A 23,634-nucleotide genomic window follows, 5' to 3' on the forward strand; every position below is an offset into this window, starting at 1 on the left:
GACCCTCTATGAGCAAGAGTCCAGCAACGCCCGATGCACACACCTTTCCGGGCGAATGGCATGTGCGCTACAACTATCCGGTAGGCGACGTGGGCGCGCATTTCTTCGACGGACTGAAGGAGAAACGGATCATCGCGACGCGCTGCAGTGCGTCGGACATGACGTATCTGCCGCCGCGCGCGTACTGCGAGCGCAGCTTTGAAAAATGCGACGGCTACGTGGACGCCGGCATGGAAGGCACGATCGAGGCGGCGACCATTGTCAGCGCCGCATTCGACAACCTGCCCACACCGCCGTATGCGATCGCCTACGTGCGGCTCGACGGCGTCAGTACCGCGATGGTCAACTTCGTACGCGGCATGGACCTGTCGGACGTACCCGCGGCGGCGGCCAGACTGCAGCCCGGCACGCGTGTGCGTGTCGAGTTCATTGATGCGCCGCAAGGCCGCGTGACCGACTTCCACTACGTGCTGGCCACCGCGTGAGTACCATCCTCTCCCGCATCGATCGCCAGTCCGAGGCGTTCAGGGACAACGAGGCGCACTACGACTCGCTGCTTGCCGAACTGCGCGAGCGCCACGCGCATGTACTCGCGGGGGGCGGCGAACGGCTGGTCGAACGGCATCACGCGCGCAACAAAATGCTCGCGCGCGAGCGGATCGACCTGCTGCTCGATCCGCTCTCGCCCTTTCTCGAACTGTCGCCGCTCGCGGCCTGGGGCATGTACGGCAACGCGGTGCCGTCGGCCGGCGTGATTACCGGTGTCGGCCTGATCGCGGGCACGCCATGCATGCTGATCGCCAACGACGCGACCGTGAAGGGCGGCTCGTTCTTCGCCGAGACCGTCAAGAAACATGTGCGCGCGCAGGACATTGCCGAGCATCACCGCTTACCGGTGATTTATCTGGTCGATTGCGGCGGCGCGTATCTGCCCGAACAGGATCGCGTGTTTCCCGACAAAGACCACTTCGGCAATACGTTCTACCGGCAATGCCAGATGTCGGCCGCGGGCATTCCGCAGATCGCCGCCGTATTCGGCGGCTGCACGGCAGGCGGTGCCTATATACCGGCGCTCGCCGATGAAGTCGTGATGGTGCGCGGCCAGGCACGCATTCATTTGGGCGGTCCGCAAATCGTCAAGGCGGCGATCAACGAAATCGTCGACGGCGAGACGCTCGGCGGCGCCGAGATGCATACGCGCGTGTCGGGCGTCTCCGATTATCTGGCGGAAAACGAAGCGCAGGCACTCCAGCGCGTGCGTGACATCATCGCCAATCTGAACCGGCCGCGGCCGCTTTCAGGCGCGGTGCGCGAAGTCTTGCCGCCGCGCTACGACATTGGCGAATTGCGCGGCATCCTGCCGCCGGGCTTGAAGGAATCGTATGAAGTGCGCGAAGTGATCGCGCGGCTCGTCGACGATTCCGCGTTCCAGGAATTCAAGCCCGAGTTCGGCAGCACGCTCGTGTGCGGTACCGCATACTGGTGCGGCTATCCGGTCGGCATTCTCGCGAACAACGGCGTGCTGTTTTCGGAGTCGGCCGTGAAGGGCGCGCATTTCATCGAACTGTGCAATCAGCGCAATATTCCGCTGCTGTTTCTGCAGAACATCACCGGCTTCATGGTCGGCACCGAAGCTGAACGCGGCGGCATCGCGCGGCATAGCGCGAAGCTGGTCTACGCCATGGCGACCGCGCGCGTGCCGCGGCTCACGGTGATCATCGGCGGCTCATTCGGCGCGGGCAACTACGGCATGTGCGGACGCGGCTTCGATCCGCGCTTCCTGTTCGCGTGGCCGAACTCGCGCATCGCGACGATGAGCGCGGACGTCGCGTCGACGGTGCTGACCGACCTGCGGCGCAGCAGCCTGAAAGCCGCCGCCGACGAAGCCGAGATCGCCGAAATCGAGCGCGTCACGCGCGAGCAGTTCACCACTCAAAGCGATCCGTACTATGCGACCGCGCGCCTATGGGACGACGGGCTGATCGAGCCGTCGGAAACGCGCGAAGTCATCGGCCTGTGTCTCGCCCTTGCGGCGGCCGACACGCCGGCGACAGGTCCTTCACCCGTCTTCCGGATGTAAGGGCGACTATGTTCGAATCCATTCTTATCGCGAACCGTGGCGAAATCGCCTGCCGGATCGCACGCACCAGCCGCCGGCTGGGCATTCGCGTGATCGCCGTCTATTCCGATGCGGACCGCAATGCGCGTCATGTTCGCGAGGCCGATGTCGCGGTGCGGATTGGCCCGGCGGACGCCACGCGCAGTTATCTCGACGCGGACGCGATCATTCGCGCGGCGCTCGAAACCGGCGCGAGCGCGATCCACCCGGGCTACGGGTTTTTGTCGGAGAGCACGCAGCTCGTCAAGCGCTGCGCCGAGCACGGCATTGCGTGGATCGGTCCGCGCGGCGACGTGATCGAGCGGATGGGCTCGAAGATCGAATCGAAGCGCATCGCTGCCGACGCGGGCGTGCCATGCGTGCCGGGTTACCACGGCGATAACCAGAAGCCTGAGCATCTGCTCGAACAGGCGCGCGCCATCGGCGCGCCGCTGCTGATCAAGGCGAGCGCCGGCGGTGGCGGCAAGGGCATGCGGCGCGTCGACGACCTCGACGATTTCGCCGCGCAATTGAGCATGGCGAAGCAGGAAGCGTTGCGCGCATTCGGCGATGAGCGCGTGCTGATCGAAAAGCTGATCCTGCGGCCGCGTCATCTGGAAGTGCAGCTCGCGGGCGACCGTCACGGCAACCTCGTGCATCTGTTCGAGCGCGAATGTTCGATCCAGCGCAACTACCAGAAGGTGTTCGAAGAGGCGCCGGCGCCGCGTCTCGCGCCGGCCGTGCGCGAAAAGCTGTTCGACGCCGCCATGAAGCTCGGCAACGCGATCGGCTACGACTCGCTCGGCACCGTCGAGTTCGTGCTCGCCGAGGACGCCGACACGCCGTACTTCCTGGAAATGAATACGCGCTTGCAGGTCGAGCATCCGGTGACCGAGATGGTCACGGGCCTCGATCTGGTCGAATTGCAGATCCGCATTGCCGCCGGCGAGCCACTGCCGATGCAGCAGGACGCGATCGGCGTCACAGGCTGGGCCATCGAGGCGCGCATCAATTGCGAAGACCCGGCGCATGGACATCGTCCGGAGTTCGGTACGGTCGCGCGCTATAGCGAGCCGACGCTGGCTGGCGTGCGCGTCGATAGCGGCATTGAAAGCGGCTCGGAAATCGCGCCACATTATGATTCGATGATCGCCAAGGTAATTGGCTATGGCGCGACCCGCGCGCAGGCTGTCGAGCGTTTGCGCGCCGGTCTGGGTGCGTTCGAGGCGGCCGGCATCGGCACCAATCAGAGCCTGTTGTGCGCGATCGCCGATCACTCGCTGTTCCGTGCGGGCCGGTTGACCACCGGCTTTCTCGCGGAAGCATTTCCGCACGGCTGGCAGGACGACCCCGCGGACTTCCGCCATGCGATGTGCGCCGCCGTGCTGCATACACTCGCAGCTCGCGCGGCGCCAGGTCCCGATTACTGGCAACGGCAGAGCGGACACCGCTTCATGGCCGCAGCGGGGCGGCGAGCTGCCGCACGCATGCGGGTCGCATTCGACGGCGACGAACATTCGGTCAGTGTCGAACGCGATGGCGAGCGTTGGCTCGTGAAAACCAGCGGCGACGCCGCGCTCGATCTCCAGATGCGGGTGCTCGCCGACGATCAGCTGCTGTTGACGCCGCGCCATGGCGTGCCGCGCCGCTACACGCTCACCGCCGACGGCACGTACCTGTTCGTCAATTATGTCGGCACACGCTGGCGTGTACAGGTCATCAGCGAAGTCGAAGCGTTAGCGCGCGTGGCCGCGCAAGCGGGCGTGCAGGGTAGCGAAGTGGCCTCGGAAATGCCGGGCGCGGTGACCGAAATTCGTGTCGCTGCGGGCGACAAGGTGACGGCAGGCGATGTGCTGGTCGTGATGGAAGCGATGAAGCTGATCTTTCCGCTGGTCGCGCCGCGCGACGGCACAATCGCCGCAGTCCGCTGCGCGCTCAACGAAATCGTGCCGCGCGGCCAGGTGCTCGTGCAGCTGGAGCCGCTGGCCGCGCCAACTGACGTATCGGCAGCAGCGGCCGAGTCCATCGACAAATAAAGGGCGATACGGATATGCGTGGGCTTTACTTCGAGGAATTCACGGTCGGGATGCGGTTCGATCATGCGCTGACGCGCACGGTCACGGAATGGGACAACATGCAGTTTTCCAACATGACGATGAACCCGCAGCCGCTGCACGTCGACGCGCATTTCGCGGCCTCGACCGAGTTCGGCAAGCCAATCGTCAACAGCCTTTTCACGCTGGGGCTGATGATCGGCATCTCGGTGTCCGAGACCACGCTGCGTACTACCATCGCGAATCTCGGCATGACCGACGTCGCTTTCCCCGCGCCGGTTTTTCATGGCGACTCGCTGCACGTGACGACCGAAGTCCTGTCGCTGCGCGCGAGCAAGTCGCGGCCAGGAGCGGGCATCGTCGAGTTCAGACATACGGCGTTCAATCAGAACAATGTCGAAGTCGCGCGCTGCACGCGTACGGCGTTCATGCATCGGTCACCGGCATGAGCGCGGCGCAATCGTGGCTGTTCGTGCCGGGCGATAGCGCGCGCAAAATCGAACGCGCGCTGCAAGGCGACGCGCACGCGCTGATTTTCGATTGGGAAGATGCGGTTGCGCCCGCGGAAAAACCGGCGGCGCGGCAAATCACAATGGCTGCGCTGGCTGCGGCGGGTGCACCGGTTGAGCGCTGCTGGATTCGCGTCAATGCCTTGTCGACACCGTTTTTCGACGATGACATCGGCGCGCTGCCAGGCGCTGCGATTGCCGGCGTCGTGTTGCCGAAAGCCTGCGGCGTGCGCGATATCGAGCGGCTGAGTGCAGCGCTCGAACAGCTCGAGCGTACTAGCGGTCTTGCGGCCGGCGCATTGCGGATCGTCGCGATCGTGACCGAGACTGCCGCTTCGGTGCTGGCTCTGTCGGAATTCCGCGCGCCCATGCCGAGATTGCACGCCATGCTGTGGGGCGGCGAAGATCTCGCCGCCGATCTCGGCGTAGCGAACAATCGCGAGAACCGCACCGACGCTCACCCGGCCTATCGTGCGCCGTTCCAGTTCGCGCGCAATTTGACGCTGTTTGCCGCGGCTGCCACGGAGTGCCTGGCGATCGATGCGGTCTTCACCGACGTGCGCGCGCAGGACGCACTGCTCGCCGAAAGCGCGGCAGCACGCGCCGACGGCTTCGGCGCGAAGGCCGCGATCCATCCGGATCAGGTGGCCGTCATCAATCGCACGTTCGCACCGACGGCGGAAGAGCGGCGGTGGGCGCAACAGGTCATCGAGGCACTGGGCCAGCAGCAGGGCGGGGTTGCCGTGCTCGACGGCAAGATGCTCGACGCGCCGCATCTGCGGCTCGCCAAACGCATCCTCTCGCGCTAACAGATCTAGATTCGATACCGCACAGCACGTCGCCGCGTTGGAACTGGCGACGTGCTACTAACCTGTCAATCAGCGGCGTACTTCGATCCCCTCGCGCTCACGATCCCAAAGCTGCGCGCGGCGTGCATCGGCATCAAGTTTCAGCTTGTATTTCTCGAGCTTTTCGCTGGCGGTCTTGGGCAGCTTGTCGATGAACTCGACAAAGCGCGGCACCATGAAATAGCTCATGTGCTCGGCGCTGAAATGCACCACGTCCGCATGCGTCATCGACTCACCCGGCTTCAGCACGACATACACCATCACGTCGTCTTCGCTCAGTTCGGAGGCCACCGGAATCGCGGCCACTTCATGAATCGCCGGATGGCGGCACAGAATCAGTTCCACCTCATACGCGGAAATATTTTCGCCGCGCCGGCGGATCGCTTCCTTCTTGCGGTCCATGAAGAACAGATAGCCGTCTTCGTCCAGATACCCACGGTCACCCGTCTTGAACCAGCCGTTGTCGAATTCGCGTGCCGTTTCCTTCGGCATCTTGTAGTAGCCCTTCATCATGCTGCCGGGTTTGAGCGGCAGCATGTAGATTTCGCCGACCTCGCCGGCGGGCAGGACGGTGCCGTCGTCGGCGACGATGCGCAGTTCGCATTCGCCGCGCGGCTTGCCGGCCGAGCCGGCTTTCTCCGCCGGGTCGGAGGGCGTGAAGCGCGTCATCGCGAAGTTTTCGGTCATCGCGAACACCGAAGTCAGCACCACGCCGAAGCGTTCCTGAAACTCCGAGTAGATCTCTTTGGGTACCGGCACCGCCATGCACAGGCGCAGCTTCGTGGCGCGTTCATGGGGACCGGGCGGCAGCTTCCAGATGATGTTGGTCATCGCCCCGAGCGTGTTGAACTGCGTTGCGCCGGTGTTGCGAATGTCGTCCCAGAAGCGTGTCGCCGAAAAGCGCGGCGCAAGCGCGATGGCCGCATCGGCCCACAGTGCCGCATAACACGAGTAATACGCGGCGTTGCCGTGAAAGAGCGGCAGGCATGTGTACAGCACGTCGTCTTCCCGATAGCCGAAGTCGAGCGTCAGCGCGCGACCCACCGCATGACCTTGCGAATGCGGGCATTGCACGCCTTTCGACGGTCCGGTCGTGCCGGACGTGAACATGATGAGCTGCGTGTCGTCGTAGGCGACGCGGTCGAGCGGCGGCTGGCTTGCGTCATCCGATTCGAGTTCGGACAGCGCATGCACCGTGCTTTCCGCGTTGTCCGCGAGCTTGGGCACACGGCCGCCGCCGTGGAAGAAATATTGCTTGATCTGCGGCACCTCGCCTCTGATCGCGGCGACCCGATCGCTCCATTCTTCATCGACGACGAAACCCACCGAATCCGATTTTTCGAGGAAATAGCGCAGCAGCTCGCCTTTCGCGGCGGTATTGATCGGCACCGCCACCGCGCCGATCTTGCTCAAACCCCACACGACCCAGAAAAACTCCGGGCAATTGGGTAGCATCACGGCGATGTGATCGCCGTGACCGACGCCGTGCTCGATAAAGCCGTTCGCGTACCGGTTGGTGATCGATTCCAGGTCTGCGTAGGTGTATCGGCGCTCTTGCCAGATCAGGAAAGTCCTGTCCGGAATACGCTGCGCCTTGTCGGCCAGGATACGGCCCATGGTTCGGTCTTTTAATTCGTAATCCCGCATCGTCGTCTCGCTCCTTCTACTCGCCCAGATAGGCCTTGGTTAGTTCAGGATGGGTCGACATCGCTTGCGCGGTGCCCTGCATTTCGACGCGCCCGTGCTTGAGCACGTACACCTGGTCGGCCAGCTTCAGCACCAGATGCGCGTTCTGCTCGACCACGAGGATGGTCATGCCGAGCTCGCGCAGCGTCTGCAAATGCGCAAAAACCTGCTTGGTGATGACGGGTGCAAGGCCGAGACTGATTTCGTCCGCGAGCAATAGCCGGGGGCGCGACATCAACGCGCGCGCGAGCGCGAGCATCTGCTGCTCGCCGCCACTGAGCGTGGAGCTGTCCTGCTTCTCGCGCCGTGCAAGCGACGGAAACATCGTGAGCATGCGCGCATAGTCGTCGGCGATCTCGCTGCGCGCGTGGCGCGTATGCGCGCCGGCCAGCAGGTTTTCGCGCACCGTGAGGTCGGGAAACATGCCGCGTCCTTCCGGCACATGCGCGATGCCGAGCCGCACGATGTGTTCGGGTTTGGTCCGGCCGATGTCGGCGCCGTCGAAACGGATCGTGCCGCTGCCCGCGCGCACCAGGCCGCTGATGGTGCGCAGCAGGCTCGTCTTGCCCGCGCCGTTCGCGCCGAGAATGCCGACGAGTTGCCCCGCGCCGACTTTCAGCGAGACGTTGCGCAACGCGTGGATCGCACCGTAACTGACACACAGGTCGTTGATTTCAAGCATCGGCCGGCACCTCGCCGAGATAGGCCAGCAGCACACGCGGGTCACGCAGCACCTCGTCTGCCGTGCCCTCGGCGATCACGCGGCCGGCGTCGAGTACCACGACGTGATTGCACAGCCGGCGCACGAGCCCCATGTTGTGCTCGACCAGTAGCACCGACAGTCCCTGTTCGCGCTGCAGTTCGAGCACGACATGGCCGAGATGTTCGATCTCGGCGTCGTTGAGGCCGGCGATCGGTTCGTCCAGCAGCAAATGGCGCGCGCCCATCAGGATCACGCGCGCCAGTTCGAGCAGCTTGCGATGCCCATAGGGCAGGCTGCCGGTCAGCATGCCGAGGCTTGGGCTCAGGCCCACGCGCGCGGCGACCTGCATGGCGGCGTGGCGTGCCTCGGCCTCCGCGCGCCGCACGCTGGGCAGGCCGATCATTTCGGCGAGCACCGAATAGCGGAGCGTGCGATGGTTGGCGACCATCAGATTGTCGAGCACACTGAGTTCGGGAATCAGCTGCGGATGCTGGAACACGCGGCCGAGCCCGAGGCCCGCGATCTGATCGGGACGGCGGCCGATCAGATTCGTCTCCCCAAGCCGGATGGCGCCCGCACCGGGCCGTGAGATGCCGGAGATGCAGTTGAGCAGCGTGCTCTTGCCGGCGCCGTTCGGGCCGATCAGGCCGACGATGCTGCCGGGTTTCAGCGTCAACGACACGTCCTGCAGCGCATGCACGCCACCGAAACTGACACTGATCGAATCGATCGATAACGTGGCGGACGGATTCATGATTGCGCCCGGCGCCTGGCGCGCAGCAGACTGGTGAGGCCGCCGGGCAGCAGGATCACCACCAGCATCAGCGAGATACCGAAGATCAGACCCGGTGCGTCCTTGAAACCGCGAAATGCTTCGGGCACTGCGACATAGAACGCCGCGCCGAGCAGGGCGCCGCGCACGCTGCCCATGCCGCCAATCACGATCATCGCGAGAAACATGATCGACATGTTGACGTCGAAGCTTTCGGGGTTCACATAGCGCACGACGTTCGCGTAGAGGCCGCCGCCTACCGCGGTATAGAACGCGCTCAACGCAAACGCGATGACCTTGTAGCGCGCGACACGAATGCCGATGCACGCGGCCGCCGTTTCGCTTTCTCGCAGCATCGACAGCGCGCGGCCGGTGCGGCTCGACGCGAGCCGGAAAGCGGCCCACGTGCCGGCCGCGAGCGTCGCGGCGATCACCCACGCCATGCGGCTGCCGTCCGCGACCGAGAGGCCGAACAGCGAGGGCAGCGGCACCTGCATGCCGCCACCGCCGCCGGTTACCGTGCGCCATTCGAAAATCACTTTCTGCGTGACGATGCCGAAACCGAGCGTGGCGATGGCCAGGTACAGGTCTTTCAGCCGCAGCGCCGGCAACGCGATCAGCGCGCCGATCACGGTCGCGACCGCGCCGGCGAGCGGGATCGCGAGCCAGAACGGCACGCCCCAGCGTTGCGCGAAAATGGCCGACGCGTACGCGCCGATGGCGAAGAATCCCGCATGGCCCAGGCTCGTCTGGCCGGAGAAGCCGGTGAGGATCGTCAGACCGATCGCGACCAGCGCGAAAATGCCGATCAGGTTCAGCAGGTAGACGAAATAGCCGCCGCTAAAGAGCGCGATGAGCGCATACAGGACGACGAAGCCGCCGAGAAACCACTGGTCGCGGTTGCGCTTTGCGCGTACGGGTAGCGCGGTCGTGGTGGTGTGGTTCAGCGTCGGCATGGTCAGACCTTGGTCGATTTGACGCGGCCGAAAATGCCGGCCGGCGCGACAATCAGGACGACGATGATCAGGATGAACGACAGCGCTTCGTTGAAGGTTCCCGACACATACGCGCCCAGCAGGTTCTCGACCACGCCCAGCAGCAGGCCGCCGACAAACACGCCCGGCAGGCTAGACAGGCCGCCGAGCACCGCACCCGCAAAACCCTTGATGAGCAGCGGCGCCATCAGGTTGACGTCGAGAAACAGGATCGGCGCGACGAGAATGCCCGCCACCAGCCCCGCGACGCTGCCCATCGCCCAGGCGAGCGCGAACGAGCGGCTCACCGAGATGCCCATCAGCTTCGCGACCGCCTGGTCCTGGCTCGCCGCGCGCAACGCGATACCGGCGCGCGTGTGACGCAGGATGAGCGTAAAGATGATGATCATCGCAACCGAAACCAGAATGGTCAGCGCACTGTCGGGCGACACGTTCACGCCGAACATTCTGAGCATCGGAAGGTCGGCGACGGGGCTCGTGAAGACGTTGGTCAGGTTGCCCCAGATCATCCCGGCGATGCTGTGCAGCGCCATGTTCAGCCCGAGCGTCGCGATCACCGCGTTGATGGTCGGCGAGCCCAGCAGCGGCCGGATGATCAGCTGCTGCACGACGATTCCCTGCAGCGCGGCGAACACGATCGCGGCCGGCAGCGCGATCCACCAGCTCAGCGAATAGGTGGTGAGCATCGTGTACGCGACGAAGGTCGAGAACATCGCCATTTCGCCCTGGGCGAAATTCGGCACGTCGGTCGCTTGCAGTACCAGCACGACGGCGATGCCGATCAGCGCATACAGGCTGCCCGATGCGAGACCTCCAATGATGAGTTCAGCGATCATGGGGCGGCGTCCTTTGCATGCGTCGCGTTCGGGATCGATGCGGCGGGCGTGGCGCCACCGGCGAGCGCTCTCAGACGCGTTTTGCGCGCCTTGCCGCTCAGCATTTCGAGGAACCGCAGTCCGCGCGGATCGACGAGCGTGTCGAGCAGGTGCAATTCGGCGGCGGCAGGGGGCGCCGATACGGCGACTTGCGCGTGCCAGTCGAGTTCGAAGCCGGTATTGCGCTGCACGTCGTCGCGCGTCACGCCGGGATGCAGATGCGTGACCTGCAGCCGCCCGGCCGGTCCGCTGGACATCACGCACAGGTTCGTCACGACGACGATCGTCATGTCCACGCCGTTGTCCTTGCCCGGATGTCCCGCGCCGCTGCAGAAATCAAGCGACGGTACGAACACCTGGCGCGTATGGCGCGGCGCATAGTAGTAGAAACGGCGTGCCGCGGTGGACGCGTCGGGAATGCCCGCCGAGCCGGGCAGCCGCAGCGTCGGCTGCGCGTGCGGGCCGATGCAGACATTGTTGGTCGCGCCCATCGGATCGATCTGCGCGGGGCGCATGAATTCGGTCCAGCGCAGTTTGCCGCCGAGAAAAATCGCCGGCATGTACAGCAGATTGATCTGCAGATAGTCGAGCCATACCGAGGCGCGCGGCACGGTGTCGAATTCGTCGTGGCCGAGCGTCAGCGCGCGCGTGCCTTCCATCAGCGTGTTGCCGTTCGGGCACAGGCTCGTGCAATTCGGCGCGTGCATGTGCTTGGCGAGCATGTAGGCGGAGGTCGACAGGAACGTGCCGATGCCTTCGGCCAGAAAGTCGCCGTCTTCGATCAGGCGGGCCATCGCTACGACCATCTGGTCGGTCTGCGCGCGTTGTTCGTCCGACAGCAAAAGATCGCCGGGCGCTGGGACGCGCGTTGTGTCGTCGTCGTTGCCGTTGCCGCTCGGGTTGGTCATGCTCGTCGTGCTCATGCCAGTGCTCCCGTTGCCGTTTCCAGCCACTGCTGCCAGGCGCCGCTATCGCCGGTACCGGCTGTGCTGGCGGCATCGGCATAATCGAGCACTGCCGCAATATCCAGCGGATGCCGCGGCAGACACGAAGTCGGCAGGCTGCCGCCCGGCACTTCGACGAGGTGCGTCACGAAAATCCCGGGCAATTGAACGCCGCCGTCCATCGCGCGGAGTTCGTCGGGCTCGACAATGGTTTCAGCGGTGACAATCGTGATATCGGCGATGGCCGGCAGATGGCGGTCGAGCGCGAGTTGGCCTTGCAAGTTGCAATTGCCGAAGCGGTCGGCGGCGCTCGCATGCAGAATCGCGACGTCCACGTGCAACGCCGGCACCGCGAACAACGTCACCCCGGTGAGTGGGCACGCAAACGCTTTCAGGTCGGGCCGCACCTTGATGAGATCGGTGCGGGCAATGTCGCCGCGCATCGGCAGGAACGGCACACGCATCGCGGCGGCCTGCACGCCGTAGCTCAGCGTATATTCGGTCTCTTCGATCAGTTCGAGCGTGCCGTCCTGTACGCCGCGTGTGAAATGCGGTGCGAAGCCGACTACCTCGAGGCCCGTATAACAACTGCGCAGACGCCGCACGCAGCCGGCGCCGATCAGCAGATCGGTTTCAATGCCACCCGTCAGCGTGACGATTTCCAGATTGCGCCGCCGTGCCGCGGCGAGCGCAAGCGCCGCGGCGACCGGCCGCCGGTACAGCGTCATGCCGCCGAGCGCGACCGTGTGGCCGTCGCGCACGGCGGACAGCGCGTCGTTGAGACCGGTCCGTTTGTCGGAATTCATTCGGCCTTCATCCAGTCGGTCTTGATGACCCACTTGCCGTCTTCAGCACGCATGAACGCGACAGCATTGCTGCCCGCGTGCTGGGTGGCGGTGAACGTGATCGGGCTCATCAGGCCAGTGTTGAAATTGTTCATTTGTTCGAGCGCAGCGACAATCTTGTCGCCGGTTGGCTCGCCCTGCACATGCTTCAACGCTTCGACGAAAATTTCCGCGGCGTTATAGCCATGCATGCTGTACGTGGTGGGCGGGCTCTTCGGCAGATACTTTTTCTGGCGCGCAATGAAGTCGAGCACCGCCGGCTTTTTCGAATCGAGCGGTTCCATCACCGCCACCGCGATTGCGCCGTTGACCAGCGCGGCGCCCGCCAGCGTAAACGTCTGCGGGTCGCCGAGCGCATTGTGGCCGCTGAATTGCGGCTTCCAACCCATCTTGTTCGCTTCGCGCATGATCAGCGCGCCGTCGCGCGGAATGCCGAAGAACACAACGTCTTCGGCGCCTGACTGGCGAGCTTGCGAGACCACGCCGCTGAAATTCGACGTGCCGCGATCGAACGGCAGCTTGGTGAACGGCACGTTGTCCGCTTTCATTCGTGCTTCAAAGCCCGCGACCGCGTCCTGGCCGAAATCGTCGTTCTGGTAGATGGCCGCGATTTTCGTGTGCTTGAGCGTCTTCACGAGATAGGTGGCCAGCACGTCGGCCTGCAGGCGCACCTCGGGAAGCGATGTGAATACGTAGCGTTGTGTCGGCGTGGTCAGTTTGTGGCTGAACGCATAGGGCGCGATGATCGGCAGCTTGCGTTCCTGCGCATAGGGCAGCATCGCGGTGACGCCCGGCGTGCCGGTGGGCGACACGATCGCGACCACGTTGTCCTGTTCGGCGAGCTTTTTCACGCCGGCGAGCGAGCGCATCGGCTCGTAACCGTCGTCTTCCGCAATCAGCTCGAGCTTGCGGCCGTTCACGCCGCCCTGGTCGTTGATGTAATCGACGTACACCTGAATGCCGTCGCGCACGCCCTGGCCGAGCAGCGACATGCCGCCGGAAGCAGGGCCCGTGAAGCCGATCTTGATCGGGTCGGCGGCAAACGCGGGCGCGGCGGCGCAAACGCATGCCGCGGTGGTGAACACGGCTAGCACAGCGCGAAATACCGACGAGCGAAATGCGGTCATTGCGGTCATGCGTGTCTCCTGATTCTGATTTTTGTCGGGCTTGGAACGAATCCTGCCTGGACAGCGGGTGCGCCGGCATGACACCGGTGCGGTCCGTTGAAACTCCGCTTGAGCACATGCCGCCCGCCAGCCCCGTGTTCCAATCCAGCTTAACGCCATGCTGACTATCATGTCAACCAACTAACCGAGCGGTCAGATAACTTACTTCAGGATATTTTTTGGCTTGGTCATCGTTCTGCAATAAGGGTTTCAAGCGGATATGCCGGATAGCGATGCGTGAGGGAGTGGCAGCTTGACTACAGGGAAACCCCAATCGCGAGATGCGACGAAATCTTCGGCGGCAACCCGTTGTACCTTCATCTGACCGATGGGTCGGTCTGATTGACACGTGGTATTCACACGGCTATCGTGGGTAGCGAATTCGGGCCGGTTGGCGGCTCCGGAAAGTGTCGGACCTCGTGGGAGAACCGGGCATGACCGAGCCATCCGTGGTTGCAGTGAGTCGCGCCGGCACCGTCGGCGTCATCGAGCTCGCGCGGCCTGAAAAATTCAATTGCCTGTCGCTTGCGGTGTTCGCGGCGATCGACGCGGCCGTGGACGCTTTCGAGAAGCCCGATTCGGGCGTCCGCTCCATCATGGTCTGCGCGCAAGGCAAGAACTTTTGCACGGGGGCGGATCTCGACGAAGTGCTTTCGTTGCGAAAGGATCTTGACGCAATGCGCCGCTTTATCAGCACTGCGCACCGAACCATGAAACGGCTGTCGATGAGTAGTCTGCCGGTTATTGCGGCATGCCAGGGTTTGTCGTTAGCTGGCGGCTTCGAATTGATGCTGGCCTGCGACATCGCGATCGCCGCACACGACGCGCGCTTCGGCGATCAGCACGCACAGTACGGCCTGCTGCCGGGCTTCGGCGCGAGTCAGCGGATTCCCCGGCTGATCGGATTGCGTCGCAGCATGGATCTGTTCTTCTCCGCGCGCTGGCTCGACGCGCAGACTGCGCGGGAATGGGGTCTCGTGAATCAGGTCGTCGAAGCGGGTGAATTGCGCCAGGCGGCGCTCGATTATTGTGACGTGCTGGCCACGCGTAGCCGCATCGGGCTTGAAACGATGAAGCGGCTGGCGCGCGAGGGGCTTGAAGGGTCGCTCGAGGCGGGGCTGAAGCTGGAGGAAGAGGTCGTGCCGGGCGGCTTGCTGGAAGACGACGTGACTGAAGGACTGGCGGCCTTCCAGGCGCGGCGTGCGCCGCAGTTCCGTTCTTAGGCCGCATGCCGCAACGCGCCACACCCCGCGCGGCCCGTTTTGATCAAACCGCCGAGATGCCACCCGTGATGCTGATGGCCTGACCGGTGATCTTCGCCGCGGCCGGAGACGCGAGAAACACGACCAGCCCTGCGAGTTCTTCTCTCGTGACCACGCCGAGTTTCGCCATTTTCTCCGCTTTGCCGAACAGTTTGCCCGCAAAAGGGTCCGCCATGATTTTGTCGTAATGGTCCGTGCCGCGCGTGATCGACGGCGTGACGACGTTGGCGCGCACGCCGGCGTGTTTGCCTTCGGTGGCGAGTCCGCGCGTGAACATGACAATGCCGGCCATCGCCGCGCCGATCACGCTTTCGCCGGGTGTCGGCAACTTGGCGGCATCTGACGCGATGTTGATGATCGAGCCGCGCCGCGCTTCGCGCATGTAACGCAATGCGGCGCGGCTGCAAAGAATCTGCGCAAACAGGCAGCGTTCGAGAATGCCGGGAATCTCCGCGACGGCGATTTCATGCAACAGCTTCGGGATGTCGTTGCCGCCGGTCGAATTGACCAGCACGTCGATGCGGCCGAGCAATGCCATGGCGTCCGCCATGATCTTTTCAGCAATCTGCGGCTGCGTGGCGTCGCCGATGGAAAGCGCAATGGTCGCGTTCGGAAAGCGCTTCTGCAACTCAGCTCGGGCGGTTTCGGCGCGCGCCGCATTGCGGCCGTTGATAAGCACACCTGGGGCGCCCGCATCGAGCAGCGCTTCGGCGCAGGCGCGGCCAAGACCGGCCGTGCCGCCGGTGATGACGGCAGTCGTCTGATTTAGCATGGAGTGGGTCTCGAGAAGAAATAAGAGGGGCGTCGCCCTAGTTTAACCACAAATTAACTGCAGGGGAAACAGACCGACCTATGAGTTAGAATGGCTTCCGATCGAATTTTTTAAATCAGATTTTTGAATCAATCACTGAAATGAAACAGAGAGACAGCTTGCTTCGCCTGGCGCGAGGCTTTTGCGGAGTGTGTGTATGAGCACCTGGAAGAATGCGGTATTGGGCGCGAGCGAGCAATTCGATCGCAAGCGCGAGGTGCTGTTGCGCGAGGCGGCGGCGTCGTTCAACCGCAGCGGCTATCACGGCACGTCGCTAGCGGAAATTGCGAAGAAGCTCGGCGTGACGAAAGCCGCGCTATATACGTATGTTCCGAGCAAGGAAGAGCTGCTTTATTTCTGTCACGATTCGGCGATGGACAGCGCCATGGAGATTCTCGTGCAGGCGCGCGCGGCAGCCGGAACCGGCCTGCAGAAACTCGCCGCTACGCTGCGCGGCTATCTGAACCTGATGCTCGGCGAAGACGGCAGCTATGTGGTGCTGCTCGAAGAGAATGCAATGAAGCCGGTGCACATGCGCGCGATCATCAAGCGGCGCGACAAGTTCGAACAGGGTTTGCGCGATCTGGTCGAGGAAGGCATCGCGGATGGCAGCATCGTGTCATGCAATCCAAAGCTCGCTATTTTCATGATCATGGGTGCGATGAACTGGAGCCGAAAGTGGTATCAGCCGAGCGGCAGCTGGTCGGGCGCGCAGATCGCGGTTGCGCTGACCGAGATCCTCGAACGTTCGCTAGCGGGTACGCCGGTCGCGGCGCTGATCGCAGACCCGGGGAGCATTGAAGTGGACGAACCGGCCGAAGAAGCGCCGGTTGCGAAGGCGCGGCGGCGGCCGGCGTAAAAGCGGGAGCGGGAAGCAGGAAGTCGGGCCGCTGCTCAGGCGCGCCCGCGTTATGTCAGGCTTTTAGTAGAAATCAACCGTACTGCCCTCTTTATCCGCGGAGCCCCCGGGTATATCCATCACGACGTGTGCCAGCGGCATTGCGCGTGTCATCAATCGCTGTCCATTCCACATCCGTTCTTTCCCGATAGAACAGCTTCTACGTCATTTGTTCCATTGACGCTACATTCTGGCGCTTCTATTGTCGGCGCCATGAACCTGATACGCCCCGGCGACATACCGCTTGACCGTTTCCGCATAAAACGCGAATAGCGTATGCATGCGATGACCGTATGCACACGCAGGGTCATCGGAAACGCTTCGGCTCAAGTCCCACTTTTCATTATCGAATTCCACTCAGGCTGATTTGCACTGGGTTGGAAACGTGCGCCCTGGCGCCGTGCGAGGCCATTTTTCGTCAACCACAAAAAAGCAACTGGACCTATGAAACCCAAGCTAAAAATCGGTTTGTGCGGTGGCCTCGTCGCCGCATGCGTGACACCTCATGTCTATGCACAGTCGAGTGTCACGTTATATGGACTTATCGAAAGCGCTCTCGTGTCCCAGAACCATGCCAGCCCTGGCGGCGGGCACGTGTACTCCCTGAATCAGGCTGGTGAGGGATTCCTGTCGGCGAGCCGGATCGGCTTTCTCGGCTCCGAGGAGCTCGGCGGCGGCATGAAAGCGCGCTTTGTGCTCGAAAACGGCTTCACGGTAAACAACGGCAAGTTCGATCAGCAAGGCCAATTGTTTGGCCGGCAAGCCTTTGTTGGGCTTGCGGGCAACTTCGGCGAGGTCGATTTCGGCCGTCAGTACAACGGCGCGGTCGTCGCGATCTCGATGGTCGATCCGCTTTTCATCGGCGCACCGCCGACCAATTCCTGGCTGGTGTTTCTGACCGGTCAGCGCGACGACAACACGATCAGCTATACGAAGAAATTCGGGCCGGTCGGCGTGAATTTCCATTACTCACCGGGTGGCATTGCCGGCTCATGGAATGCACGCTCGTCCACAGCGGGCGGCCTCTCGTATGAGGATCGCGGGATTGTCGCAACGGCCGAATTCCAGCAAACCCATGACTCGCAAAGCCGGAGCGCGAAAACCTGGTCGGTGGGCGGCAAGTATGATCTCGGCGCGGTGAAGCTTTACGGCGATTATCTGCAAAGCCAGCGCGATGCCGGTTTCGACGTGACGAACGGCGGCACCGATACGGGTTCGATCACCAACATGAGTACGGCGGCTACGCCGACCACCGTGGCTGCAATCGGCTCTGTCTTCAGTGCCGCGCGCCGGGACCAGTTCGCCACGCTTGGGGCAAGTTACAACTTCACGCCGGCCTTCCAGTTGTTGGGCGTGTTCATGTGGGACCTCACGTCGGCAAGCAATTTCAGCGGCTCACGCAAGACGGGCTACGCGGTCGCCGACTATTTGCTATCCAAACGCACCGACGTCTATTTCGCCGCCGCGTATGAGCGTGTAAACGGCGACTGGTCCGGCTTGTTCGGCACAACCACGACCAACTGGACAGGCGGCTCAGGCGTCAAATTGAACGGCGCGAGCAGCCAGACCAGTTACTACGTCGGCTTGCGGCATCGGTTCTAAAGACCTCGCGTGGGACGGTCTTGAGGTAGCGTCGCAGTCGGGCGTGTCTGCGTTTTCTTGCCGTATTCGAGAGGACATTTAGGTGTTTGCCATATAGAACAATTGATCGCGCATTTGTTCTATTGACCGGACATTATGACACTTCTACAGTGGTTACATGGAAACGACGCTACCACTGCCGAAGTACCACCAGATCTACCTGGTGCTACGCGAGCAATTGCAGGAAGGACGCTTCGACAATGAAGGCGTGCCTGGTGAGCATCTGCTTGCCGACCAGTTTGCGGTGGCACGCATCACGATTCGCAAGGCGATGGAAATGCTGGTCGCCGACGGGCTCGTGACACGCCGGCCCGGCGTGGGTACATGGCCGTTACGCGCGGAGGCGGGCAAGAAGCCGGGGGGCGCGAGTGGCAGGCCGGTGTCGCGCGAAAAGGCGCATCTCACCGGCCTGCTCGAAAACATCGTCAACATGGGCTTGCGCACCACCGTCGAGGTGATCGATAGCACGGTGGTGCTAGCGTCCGAGGCGGTTGCCGAGGCGTTGCACCTGGCGGTTGGCGACCCTGTCTACAAGAGCATTCGGGTGCGCAGCACGTCCACGGGACCGGTGTCCTTCATCACGACTCACGTGCCGCAAGCGGTTGCCGAAATCAATCGCAAGGACCTGAAGCGCAAACCGCTGTTGATGCTGCTCGAAGAGGCCGGGGTGGAGCTGGGCGGAGCCACGCAAACCATCTCTGCACGCCTCGCGGATGCGGTGGTGGCACGGCACCTCGACGTCGCGGTCGGCTCGGCGCTGCTGGCGGTCACGCGGCTCGTGCGCGATACCGGTGAGCGTCCTGTTCAGCTGTTGCAAGGCTTGTACCGGCCCGATCGCTACCAGTACCAACTGCAACTGTCCCGTATCGGCGATATCGACGCCAAGGTGTGGGTCAGCGAAGAGTTGTCAGCGTCATTCAATTGAAGCATTCCTACGGAGATCCCATGAGTTCGCGTCGCACCTTCCTGCGTCAGTCTACTGCTGCGGCCGCGCTGGTTGCGGCACCTTGGGCCGCTCGCGCGGCGAACGCCAGAACCATCAAGGTCGGCGTGCTGCATCCGGTGACCGGCGCGTTGGCGTATTCGGGGCAGCAATGCAGATTGGGCGCGCTGCTGGCGATCGAAGACATCAACAACGCCGGCGGCATCAAATCACAGGGCGGTGCGCTGATCGAAGCGGTGCTGGGTGACGCGCAGTCTCGTCCGGAAGCCGGCTCAGCTGAAATCGAACGCATGAATGAGGCCGGCGTTTCGGCGGTGGTGGGTGCGTTTGCTTCGGCGATCTGTCTCGCCACCACGCAAACCGCCGCGAAATACGGGCTGCCGCACGTGGTCGATGTCGGCGTGGCCGATCAGATCGTCGAGCGCGGTTTGACGAATACGTTCCGCTTTGGACCTGGCTACAAAATGTGCAGCGCACGCGCGGTCGAGAATCTCAACGCGCTGAACACCGCGGCTGGCAAGCCGGCCAAGACAGTGATGATCGTGCATGAAGAGTCGCTGTTCGGTACCGGCACTGCAACCTTGCTGGGCAATGAATTGCCGAAGTACGGCTTCGAGATCAAGGAAGTCATCAAGCATCCGAATCCGACGCGCGACTTCAACAACATCGTGCTGCGCATGCGCGCGGTGAATCCCGATATCGTGATTCCGGCCAACTACTACAACGAATACGCGCTGCTGCTGCGTGCGATGAAGCAGCAGAATATTCGCCCGAAAGCGATCTATTCGGTATTGGGCGGCGCGGCGTCGAGCTATAAATTTCTCAAGGAATTTCCGGACATCGCCGGCGGCATCATCGACTGCAACCATTGGTTCAATCCGAAAGACCCGCGTGTCGCGCCGTTGAAAAAACGTGTCGAAGCCAAGGGTGCGTATTTCTCGTACGAAGTGTTCATGACGTACACGGCAATGACGCTGCTCGCCGATGCGCTCGAACGTGCCCGATCGGCCGATCGCGCCGCGATCAACGCGGCACTTGCGGCAAGCACGTTCAAGGATCATCTGATGCCGTATGGCCCGACGCATTTCGTCAACGGCCAGAACACCGGGGCACAACCGCTGCTCACGCAAGTGGTGGACGGTGACATCAAGGTGGTGCTGCCGGAGGCCTACCGTCAGGTGGCGCCCGTGTTCCCGTTGAAAACCTGAGGCGCGGCATGTTCGATCCCGTCATCCTTTTATCGGCGTTGCTGAACGGCCTGACGACCGGCGCGGTCTATGCCCTCATCGCGCTCGGCCTGACATTGATCTACGGCGTGTTGCACATCATCAACTTCGCGCATGGCGCGGCGTTGATGGTGGCACTGTATGCGGTTTATCTGCTCAAGGAGCGTCTGGGCATCGACCCGTATCTGGCTTTGCCCATCGTCACGCTCGGCATGTTTGCGTTCGGCTATGCGCTGCAGCGTTTCGTGATCAATCGCGCGAGCCACGGCAAGGACGAGAACATTCTGCTAGTCACGCTCGGGATATCGATCGTGCTGGAGAACGTGGCATTGGTGTGGTTTCACTCCGACACGCGCAACATCGACACGACCTACGCGTTGTCGACGATCGGAATCGGTCCAGTGATGATCGCGCTGCCGAAAGTCATCGCTTTTTTCGGCGCCCTGGTCGTGGCGGCGTTGCTGTTCCTGATCATGCGTATGACGGATCTGGGCCGTGCGATTCGCGCGGTGTCCCGCGAGAAGCATGGCGCGAAGCTGATGGGCATCAATGTCGAGAAGGTCTACGCGCTGTCATTTGGCATCGGCATGGCGTGTGTGGGCGCCGCCGCCTGTTTCCTGCTCCCCACTTACTACGTCAATCCGCAGGTGGGCGGCGGCTTCGTGCTGGTGGCGTTCACCGTCGTCGTGCTGGGCGGCATGGGCAGTTTCGTGGGTGCGCTCGTCGGCGGTCTGCTGATCGGCGTGGTCGAGTCGCTCGGCGGTTTGTGGTTCGGCGATTCGCTGGGTCAGATGGGCATCTTCGCGATTTTCATCGTGGTGCTGCTGCTCCGCCCGCAAGGCCTCTTCGGCGCGAGGGTCTAGGCGATGCGTGATCTTCGTTCGATCCTGATCTTCGGCGTGCTGGTGGCCGCGGCCGCGACGCTGTTGCAGTCCGGCGTGCTGCTCACGTTCCTGATGATGTCGTTGTACGCAGCGCTGCTGGCGCAATCATGGAACATTCTGGGCGGCTACGGCGGGCAATTGTCGTTCGGGCATGCGCTGTTTTTTGGCGTCGGTGCTTACGCACAGGCCATCGCGCAATTGAGCTGGGGCTGGAATCCGTGGCTGGCTCTGCCGCTGGCGATTGTGTCCGGCGCCATCGTGGCGCTGGTCGTGGGAGCGTTGACTTTCCGCGGCGGCTTGAAAGGCTCTTACTTCGCGCTGGTGACGCTGGCCTTTGCGGAAGTGGCGCGCATTCTCGCGGTGTCCGTACCGTTCACCGGCGGTGGGGTGGGTTTGATGGTGCCGCTCCATGCGAGCGCCGCCAACCTCCAGTTCGGCTCGCGACGCGGCTATGTCTATTTGCTGCTGTTGTTCGTGATCGCCGCGCTGTGCGTGACCGCGTGGCTGCGTCATTCGCGTTTCGGCGCCTACCTGCAAGCCGTGCGCGATAACGAAAACGCGGCACGGGCGATCGGCGTCGATCCGGTGCGTGTGAAGCTGGGGGCGATCGCGATGTCCGCGGCAGTGATGAGCGCCGCAGGCGCCTGTTATGTGCAGATGTTCCAGTACATCGACCCAGGGATCGCATTCGGCTCGACGATTTCGATCGAAGCGCTGGTGGGCGTGATCGTGGGTGGCGCGGGCACGTTGTGGGGCCCGGTGCTAGGCGCCGTGTTGCTGTATGGCCTGGGCGAATTGACCCGCAACCTGTTCGGCGAATTGCCCGGTATCAGCATGGTTATCTATGGCGTCGTGCTGGTCGTGATCGTCATGTACCTGCCGCGCGGCATCACGGGTGCGGGCCTGTCGGCGCGGCGCATGATCGGCCGCTCGCCGGCGCAGCAGGACGCGCGCAAGCCGTCCGACGAGCGTAAGGAGGAAGCCCGTGTCTGAAGCGCTTTTGCAGGCCCGCGGCCTGTCCATCACGTTCGGTGGTCTGAAGGCCGTACAGGACGTCACGCTCGACGTCTTGCCGGATACGCTCACGGCGCTGGTCGGACCGAACGGCGCCGGCAAGACTACGTTATTCGCGTTGCTGTCGGGATTTCTGAAGCCGGGCGCGGGCCGGGTGCGTTATCTCGGCCGCGATATTACCGGCATGGCGCCTCACGAATCGGCAAGACTGGGTTTGACGCGCACGTTTCAGATCGTGCAGCCGTTCGGCGCGCAGACCGTGCGCGAGAACATCGCGGTGGGCGCGCATCTGCATGAGCCGAACCGGCGCGCAGCGCTGGCTGCGGCTGAGGACGTCGCGCTGCGCGTGAATCTGCAGGACAACCTCGACAGACCGGCGGCGGACCTGACCGTGGCCGGCCGCAAGCGCCTCGAACTCGCGCGTGCGCTCGCCGCCAAACCGCGTCTGCTGTTACTCGACGAAGTGCTCGCGGGTCTTAACCCGAGTGAGATCGACGAGATGATTCCTGTGATTCGCGGTCTCGTCGACGGCGGCGTCACCGTGTTGATGATCGAGCACGTGATGCGAGCCGTGATGAGCCTGGCTGAACACGTGTGGGTGCTCGCGCAGGGGCGCCTGATTGCGGGCGGCGCACCGCGCGAGGTGACAGCCGATCCGGCGGTGATCGAAGCGTATCTCGGTCACGGCACGGCCGAGCGGCTGGCGCGCGAAGCTGCGAGACAAAGCGCGAATCAAGGAGGCCGCCCGTGAGCGCATTGCTGGAAGTTGAAGCGCTGCGAACCGGCTATGGCCGCACCGAGGTGCTGCGCGGCGTGGACCTCGACGTCGGCGAAGGCGAGATCGTCGTGCTGCTGGGCAGCAACGGAGTGGGCAAATCCACGCTGAACAACACCGTATGCGGGATCAATCCGGTCTGGGCGGGCAGCGTGCGCTTCGACGGGCATGAACTGGCCGGTCGCCATTATCGGGACGTCGTGAAAGCGGGGTTGATTCAGGTACCCGAGGGCCGGCGGATTTTCCCGAACCTGAGCGTGCGCGAAAACCTTGAACTCGGCTCGTTCTCGCGAGGAACAGCGAATCGTCAACGCAATCTTGCTCGCATGCTGGACGTCTTTCCGCGCCTCGGCGAACGGATCGGCCAGGCGGCCGGCTCGATGTCCGGCGGCGAGCAACAGATGCTGGCGATCGGCCGCGGTTTGATGGCGGAGCCGCGTCTGCTGATTCTCGACGAACCGTCGTTGGGATTGTCGCCGCTGATGGTCGAGGAGATGTTTGCTCTGATCCGGCGCTTGCAGGGTGAGGGCCTTGCCATTCTGCTGGTCGAGCAGAACGTTGGGCAGTCGCTCGAAACCGGGCAGCGCGGTTACGTGCTGGAAAACGGGCAGATCCGCTACTCGGGCACGTGTGCGGAATTGATGGCGAGCGACGCATTGCGTCGCGCCTATCTGGGGATGTAGTT

General features: G+C 63.2%; 23 protein-coding genes. 14 read left to right on the plus strand and 9 right to left on the minus strand.

Going from position 1 to position 23,634, the window contains the following annotated elements:
- The first annotated feature begins 8 nt into the window (after positions 1-8).
- From PQR53_RS18710 to PQR53_RS18730, 5 genes are read left to right on the plus strand one after another with little or no spacing between them, the layout of a single operon-like run.
- Positions 9-485 (plus strand): Zn-ribbon domain-containing OB-fold protein, encoded by a 477-nt coding sequence (locus tag PQR53_RS18710; protein WP_408456703.1) that lies wholly within the window; start codon positions 9-11, stop codon positions 483-485.
- Positions 482-2,080 carry an acyl-CoA carboxylase subunit beta gene (locus PQR53_RS18715; protein ID WP_408456706.1) on the plus strand — a complete coding sequence of 533 codons (1,599 nt, stop codon included), beginning with the start codon at positions 482-484 and terminating at the stop codon, positions 2,078-2,080. Before PQR53_RS18710 ends, PQR53_RS18715 begins: the two co-directional genes overlap by 4 nt.
- Positions 2,081-2,088: 8 nt before the next feature.
- Complete coding sequence (locus PQR53_RS18720) at positions 2,089-4,134, plus strand: acetyl/propionyl/methylcrotonyl-CoA carboxylase subunit alpha (RefSeq protein ID WP_408456709.1); 2,046 nt, start codon at positions 2,089-2,091, stop codon at positions 4,132-4,134.
- A 14-nt stretch (positions 4,135-4,148) separates the two neighbouring features.
- Positions 4,149-4,601, plus strand: a complete 453-nt coding sequence (locus PQR53_RS18725) for a MaoC family dehydratase (RefSeq protein WP_408456712.1) — start codon at positions 4,149-4,151, stop codon at positions 4,599-4,601.
- Positions 4,598-5,470: an HpcH/HpaI aldolase/citrate lyase family protein gene (locus tag PQR53_RS18730; RefSeq protein ID WP_408456714.1), complete on the plus strand. Its 873-nt coding sequence runs from the start codon at positions 4,598-4,600 to the stop codon at positions 5,468-5,470. Before PQR53_RS18725 ends, PQR53_RS18730 begins: the two co-directional genes overlap by 4 nt.
- Positions 5,471-5,539: 69 nt before the next feature.
- Here the strand turns inward: PQR53_RS18730 and PQR53_RS18735 are convergent, their stop codons facing one another.
- The 8 genes from PQR53_RS18735 to PQR53_RS18770 are packed head-to-tail and all read right to left on the minus strand — an operon-like array spanning position 5,540 to position 13,465.
- Complete coding sequence (locus tag PQR53_RS18735) at positions 5,540-7,126, minus strand: AMP-binding protein (RefSeq protein WP_408456717.1); 1,587 nt, start codon at positions 7,124-7,126, stop codon at positions 5,540-5,542.
- A 46-nt stretch (positions 7,127-7,172) separates the two neighbouring features.
- Positions 7,173-7,877 (minus strand): ABC transporter ATP-binding protein, encoded by a 705-nt coding sequence (locus PQR53_RS18740; protein WP_408456720.1) that lies wholly within the window; start codon positions 7,875-7,877, stop codon positions 7,173-7,175.
- Positions 7,870-8,652: an ABC transporter ATP-binding protein gene (locus tag PQR53_RS18745; RefSeq protein WP_408456723.1), complete on the minus strand. Its 783-nt coding sequence runs from the start codon at positions 8,650-8,652 to the stop codon at positions 7,870-7,872. The genes PQR53_RS18740 and PQR53_RS18745 overlap by 8 nt, the downstream gene beginning before the upstream one ends.
- Complete coding sequence (locus PQR53_RS18750; protein WP_408456726.1) at positions 8,649-9,626, minus strand: branched-chain amino acid ABC transporter permease; 978 nt, start codon at positions 9,624-9,626, stop codon at positions 8,649-8,651. Before PQR53_RS18750 ends, PQR53_RS18745 begins: the two co-directional genes overlap by 4 nt.
- 2 nt (positions 9,627-9,628) lie before the next feature.
- Positions 9,629-10,501 carry a branched-chain amino acid ABC transporter permease gene (locus PQR53_RS18755; protein WP_408456729.1) on the minus strand — a complete coding sequence of 291 codons (873 nt, stop codon included), beginning with the start codon at positions 10,499-10,501 and terminating at the stop codon, positions 9,629-9,631.
- The gene (locus PQR53_RS18760; RefSeq protein ID WP_408456732.1) at positions 10,498-11,463 is read right to left on the minus strand and encodes a CoA-transferase subunit beta; all 966 of its coding nucleotides are present in this window, start codon (positions 11,461-11,463) and stop codon (positions 10,498-10,500) included. Before PQR53_RS18760 ends, PQR53_RS18755 begins: the two co-directional genes overlap by 4 nt.
- Positions 11,460-12,290: a CoA transferase subunit A gene (locus tag PQR53_RS18765; protein ID WP_408456734.1), complete on the minus strand. Its 831-nt coding sequence runs from the start codon at positions 12,288-12,290 to the stop codon at positions 11,460-11,462. Before PQR53_RS18765 ends, PQR53_RS18760 begins: the two co-directional genes overlap by 4 nt.
- On the minus strand, positions 12,287-13,465 hold the full coding sequence (locus PQR53_RS18770; protein ID WP_408456737.1) for an ABC transporter substrate-binding protein: 1,179 nt from the start codon (positions 13,463-13,465) through the stop codon (positions 12,287-12,289). Before PQR53_RS18770 ends, PQR53_RS18765 begins: the two co-directional genes overlap by 4 nt.
- Before the next feature lie 464 nt (positions 13,466-13,929).
- Between PQR53_RS18770 and PQR53_RS18775 the strand changes: the two genes are divergently transcribed.
- Positions 13,930-14,718 carry an enoyl-CoA hydratase/isomerase family protein gene (locus tag PQR53_RS18775; protein ID WP_408456740.1) on the plus strand — a complete coding sequence of 263 codons (789 nt, stop codon included), beginning with the start codon at positions 13,930-13,932 and terminating at the stop codon, positions 14,716-14,718.
- Between the two features lie 43 nt (positions 14,719-14,761).
- Here PQR53_RS18775 and PQR53_RS18780 read toward each other — a convergent pair whose 3' ends face one another.
- Positions 14,762-15,529 carry an SDR family NAD(P)-dependent oxidoreductase gene (locus PQR53_RS18780; RefSeq protein WP_408456743.1) on the minus strand — a complete coding sequence of 256 codons (768 nt, stop codon included), beginning with the start codon at positions 15,527-15,529 and terminating at the stop codon, positions 14,762-14,764.
- Between the two features lie 196 nt (positions 15,530-15,725).
- Between PQR53_RS18780 and PQR53_RS18785 the strand changes: the two genes are divergently transcribed.
- From PQR53_RS18785 to PQR53_RS18820, 8 genes are all read left to right on the plus strand, one after another.
- Positions 15,726-16,427, plus strand: coding sequence for a TetR-type transcription factor C-terminal domain-containing protein (locus PQR53_RS18785; RefSeq protein ID WP_408456746.1), 702 nt, complete (start codon positions 15,726-15,728; stop codon positions 16,425-16,427).
- A gap of 483 nt (positions 16,428-16,910) precedes the next feature.
- Positions 16,911-18,068: a porin gene (locus PQR53_RS18790; protein WP_408456748.1), complete on the plus strand. Its 1,158-nt coding sequence runs from the start codon at positions 16,911-16,913 to the stop codon at positions 18,066-18,068.
- Between the two features lie 157 nt (positions 18,069-18,225).
- Positions 18,226-19,032 carry a GntR family transcriptional regulator gene (locus tag PQR53_RS18795; RefSeq protein ID WP_408456751.1) on the plus strand — a complete coding sequence of 269 codons (807 nt, stop codon included), beginning with the start codon at positions 18,226-18,228 and terminating at the stop codon, positions 19,030-19,032.
- 20 nt (positions 19,033-19,052) lie between these two features.
- Positions 19,053-20,258 carry an ABC transporter substrate-binding protein gene (locus PQR53_RS18800; RefSeq protein WP_408456754.1) on the plus strand — a complete coding sequence of 402 codons (1,206 nt, stop codon included), beginning with the start codon at positions 19,053-19,055 and terminating at the stop codon, positions 20,256-20,258.
- Between the two features lie 8 nt (positions 20,259-20,266).
- Positions 20,267-21,139, plus strand: coding sequence for a branched-chain amino acid ABC transporter permease (locus PQR53_RS18805; protein WP_408456756.1), 873 nt, complete (start codon positions 20,267-20,269; stop codon positions 21,137-21,139).
- 3 nt (positions 21,140-21,142) lie between these two features.
- On the plus strand, positions 21,143-22,153 hold the full coding sequence (locus PQR53_RS18810) for a branched-chain amino acid ABC transporter permease (RefSeq protein ID WP_408456759.1): 1,011 nt from the start codon (positions 21,143-21,145) through the stop codon (positions 22,151-22,153).
- The gene (locus PQR53_RS18815; protein ID WP_408456761.1) at positions 22,146-22,925 is read left to right on the plus strand and encodes an ABC transporter ATP-binding protein; all 780 of its coding nucleotides are present in this window, start codon (positions 22,146-22,148) and stop codon (positions 22,923-22,925) included. The genes PQR53_RS18810 and PQR53_RS18815 overlap by 8 nt, the downstream gene beginning before the upstream one ends.
- Positions 22,922-23,632, plus strand: coding sequence for an ABC transporter ATP-binding protein (locus tag PQR53_RS18820; RefSeq protein WP_408456763.1), 711 nt, complete (start codon positions 22,922-22,924; stop codon positions 23,630-23,632). Before PQR53_RS18815 ends, PQR53_RS18820 begins: the two co-directional genes overlap by 4 nt.
- Positions 23,633-23,634 lie beyond the last annotated feature (2 nt).

Source organism: Paraburkholderia fungorum, from assembly GCF_046027605.1.
GTDB lineage: Bacteria > Pseudomonadota > Gammaproteobacteria > Burkholderiales > Burkholderiaceae > Paraburkholderia > Paraburkholderia fungorum_F.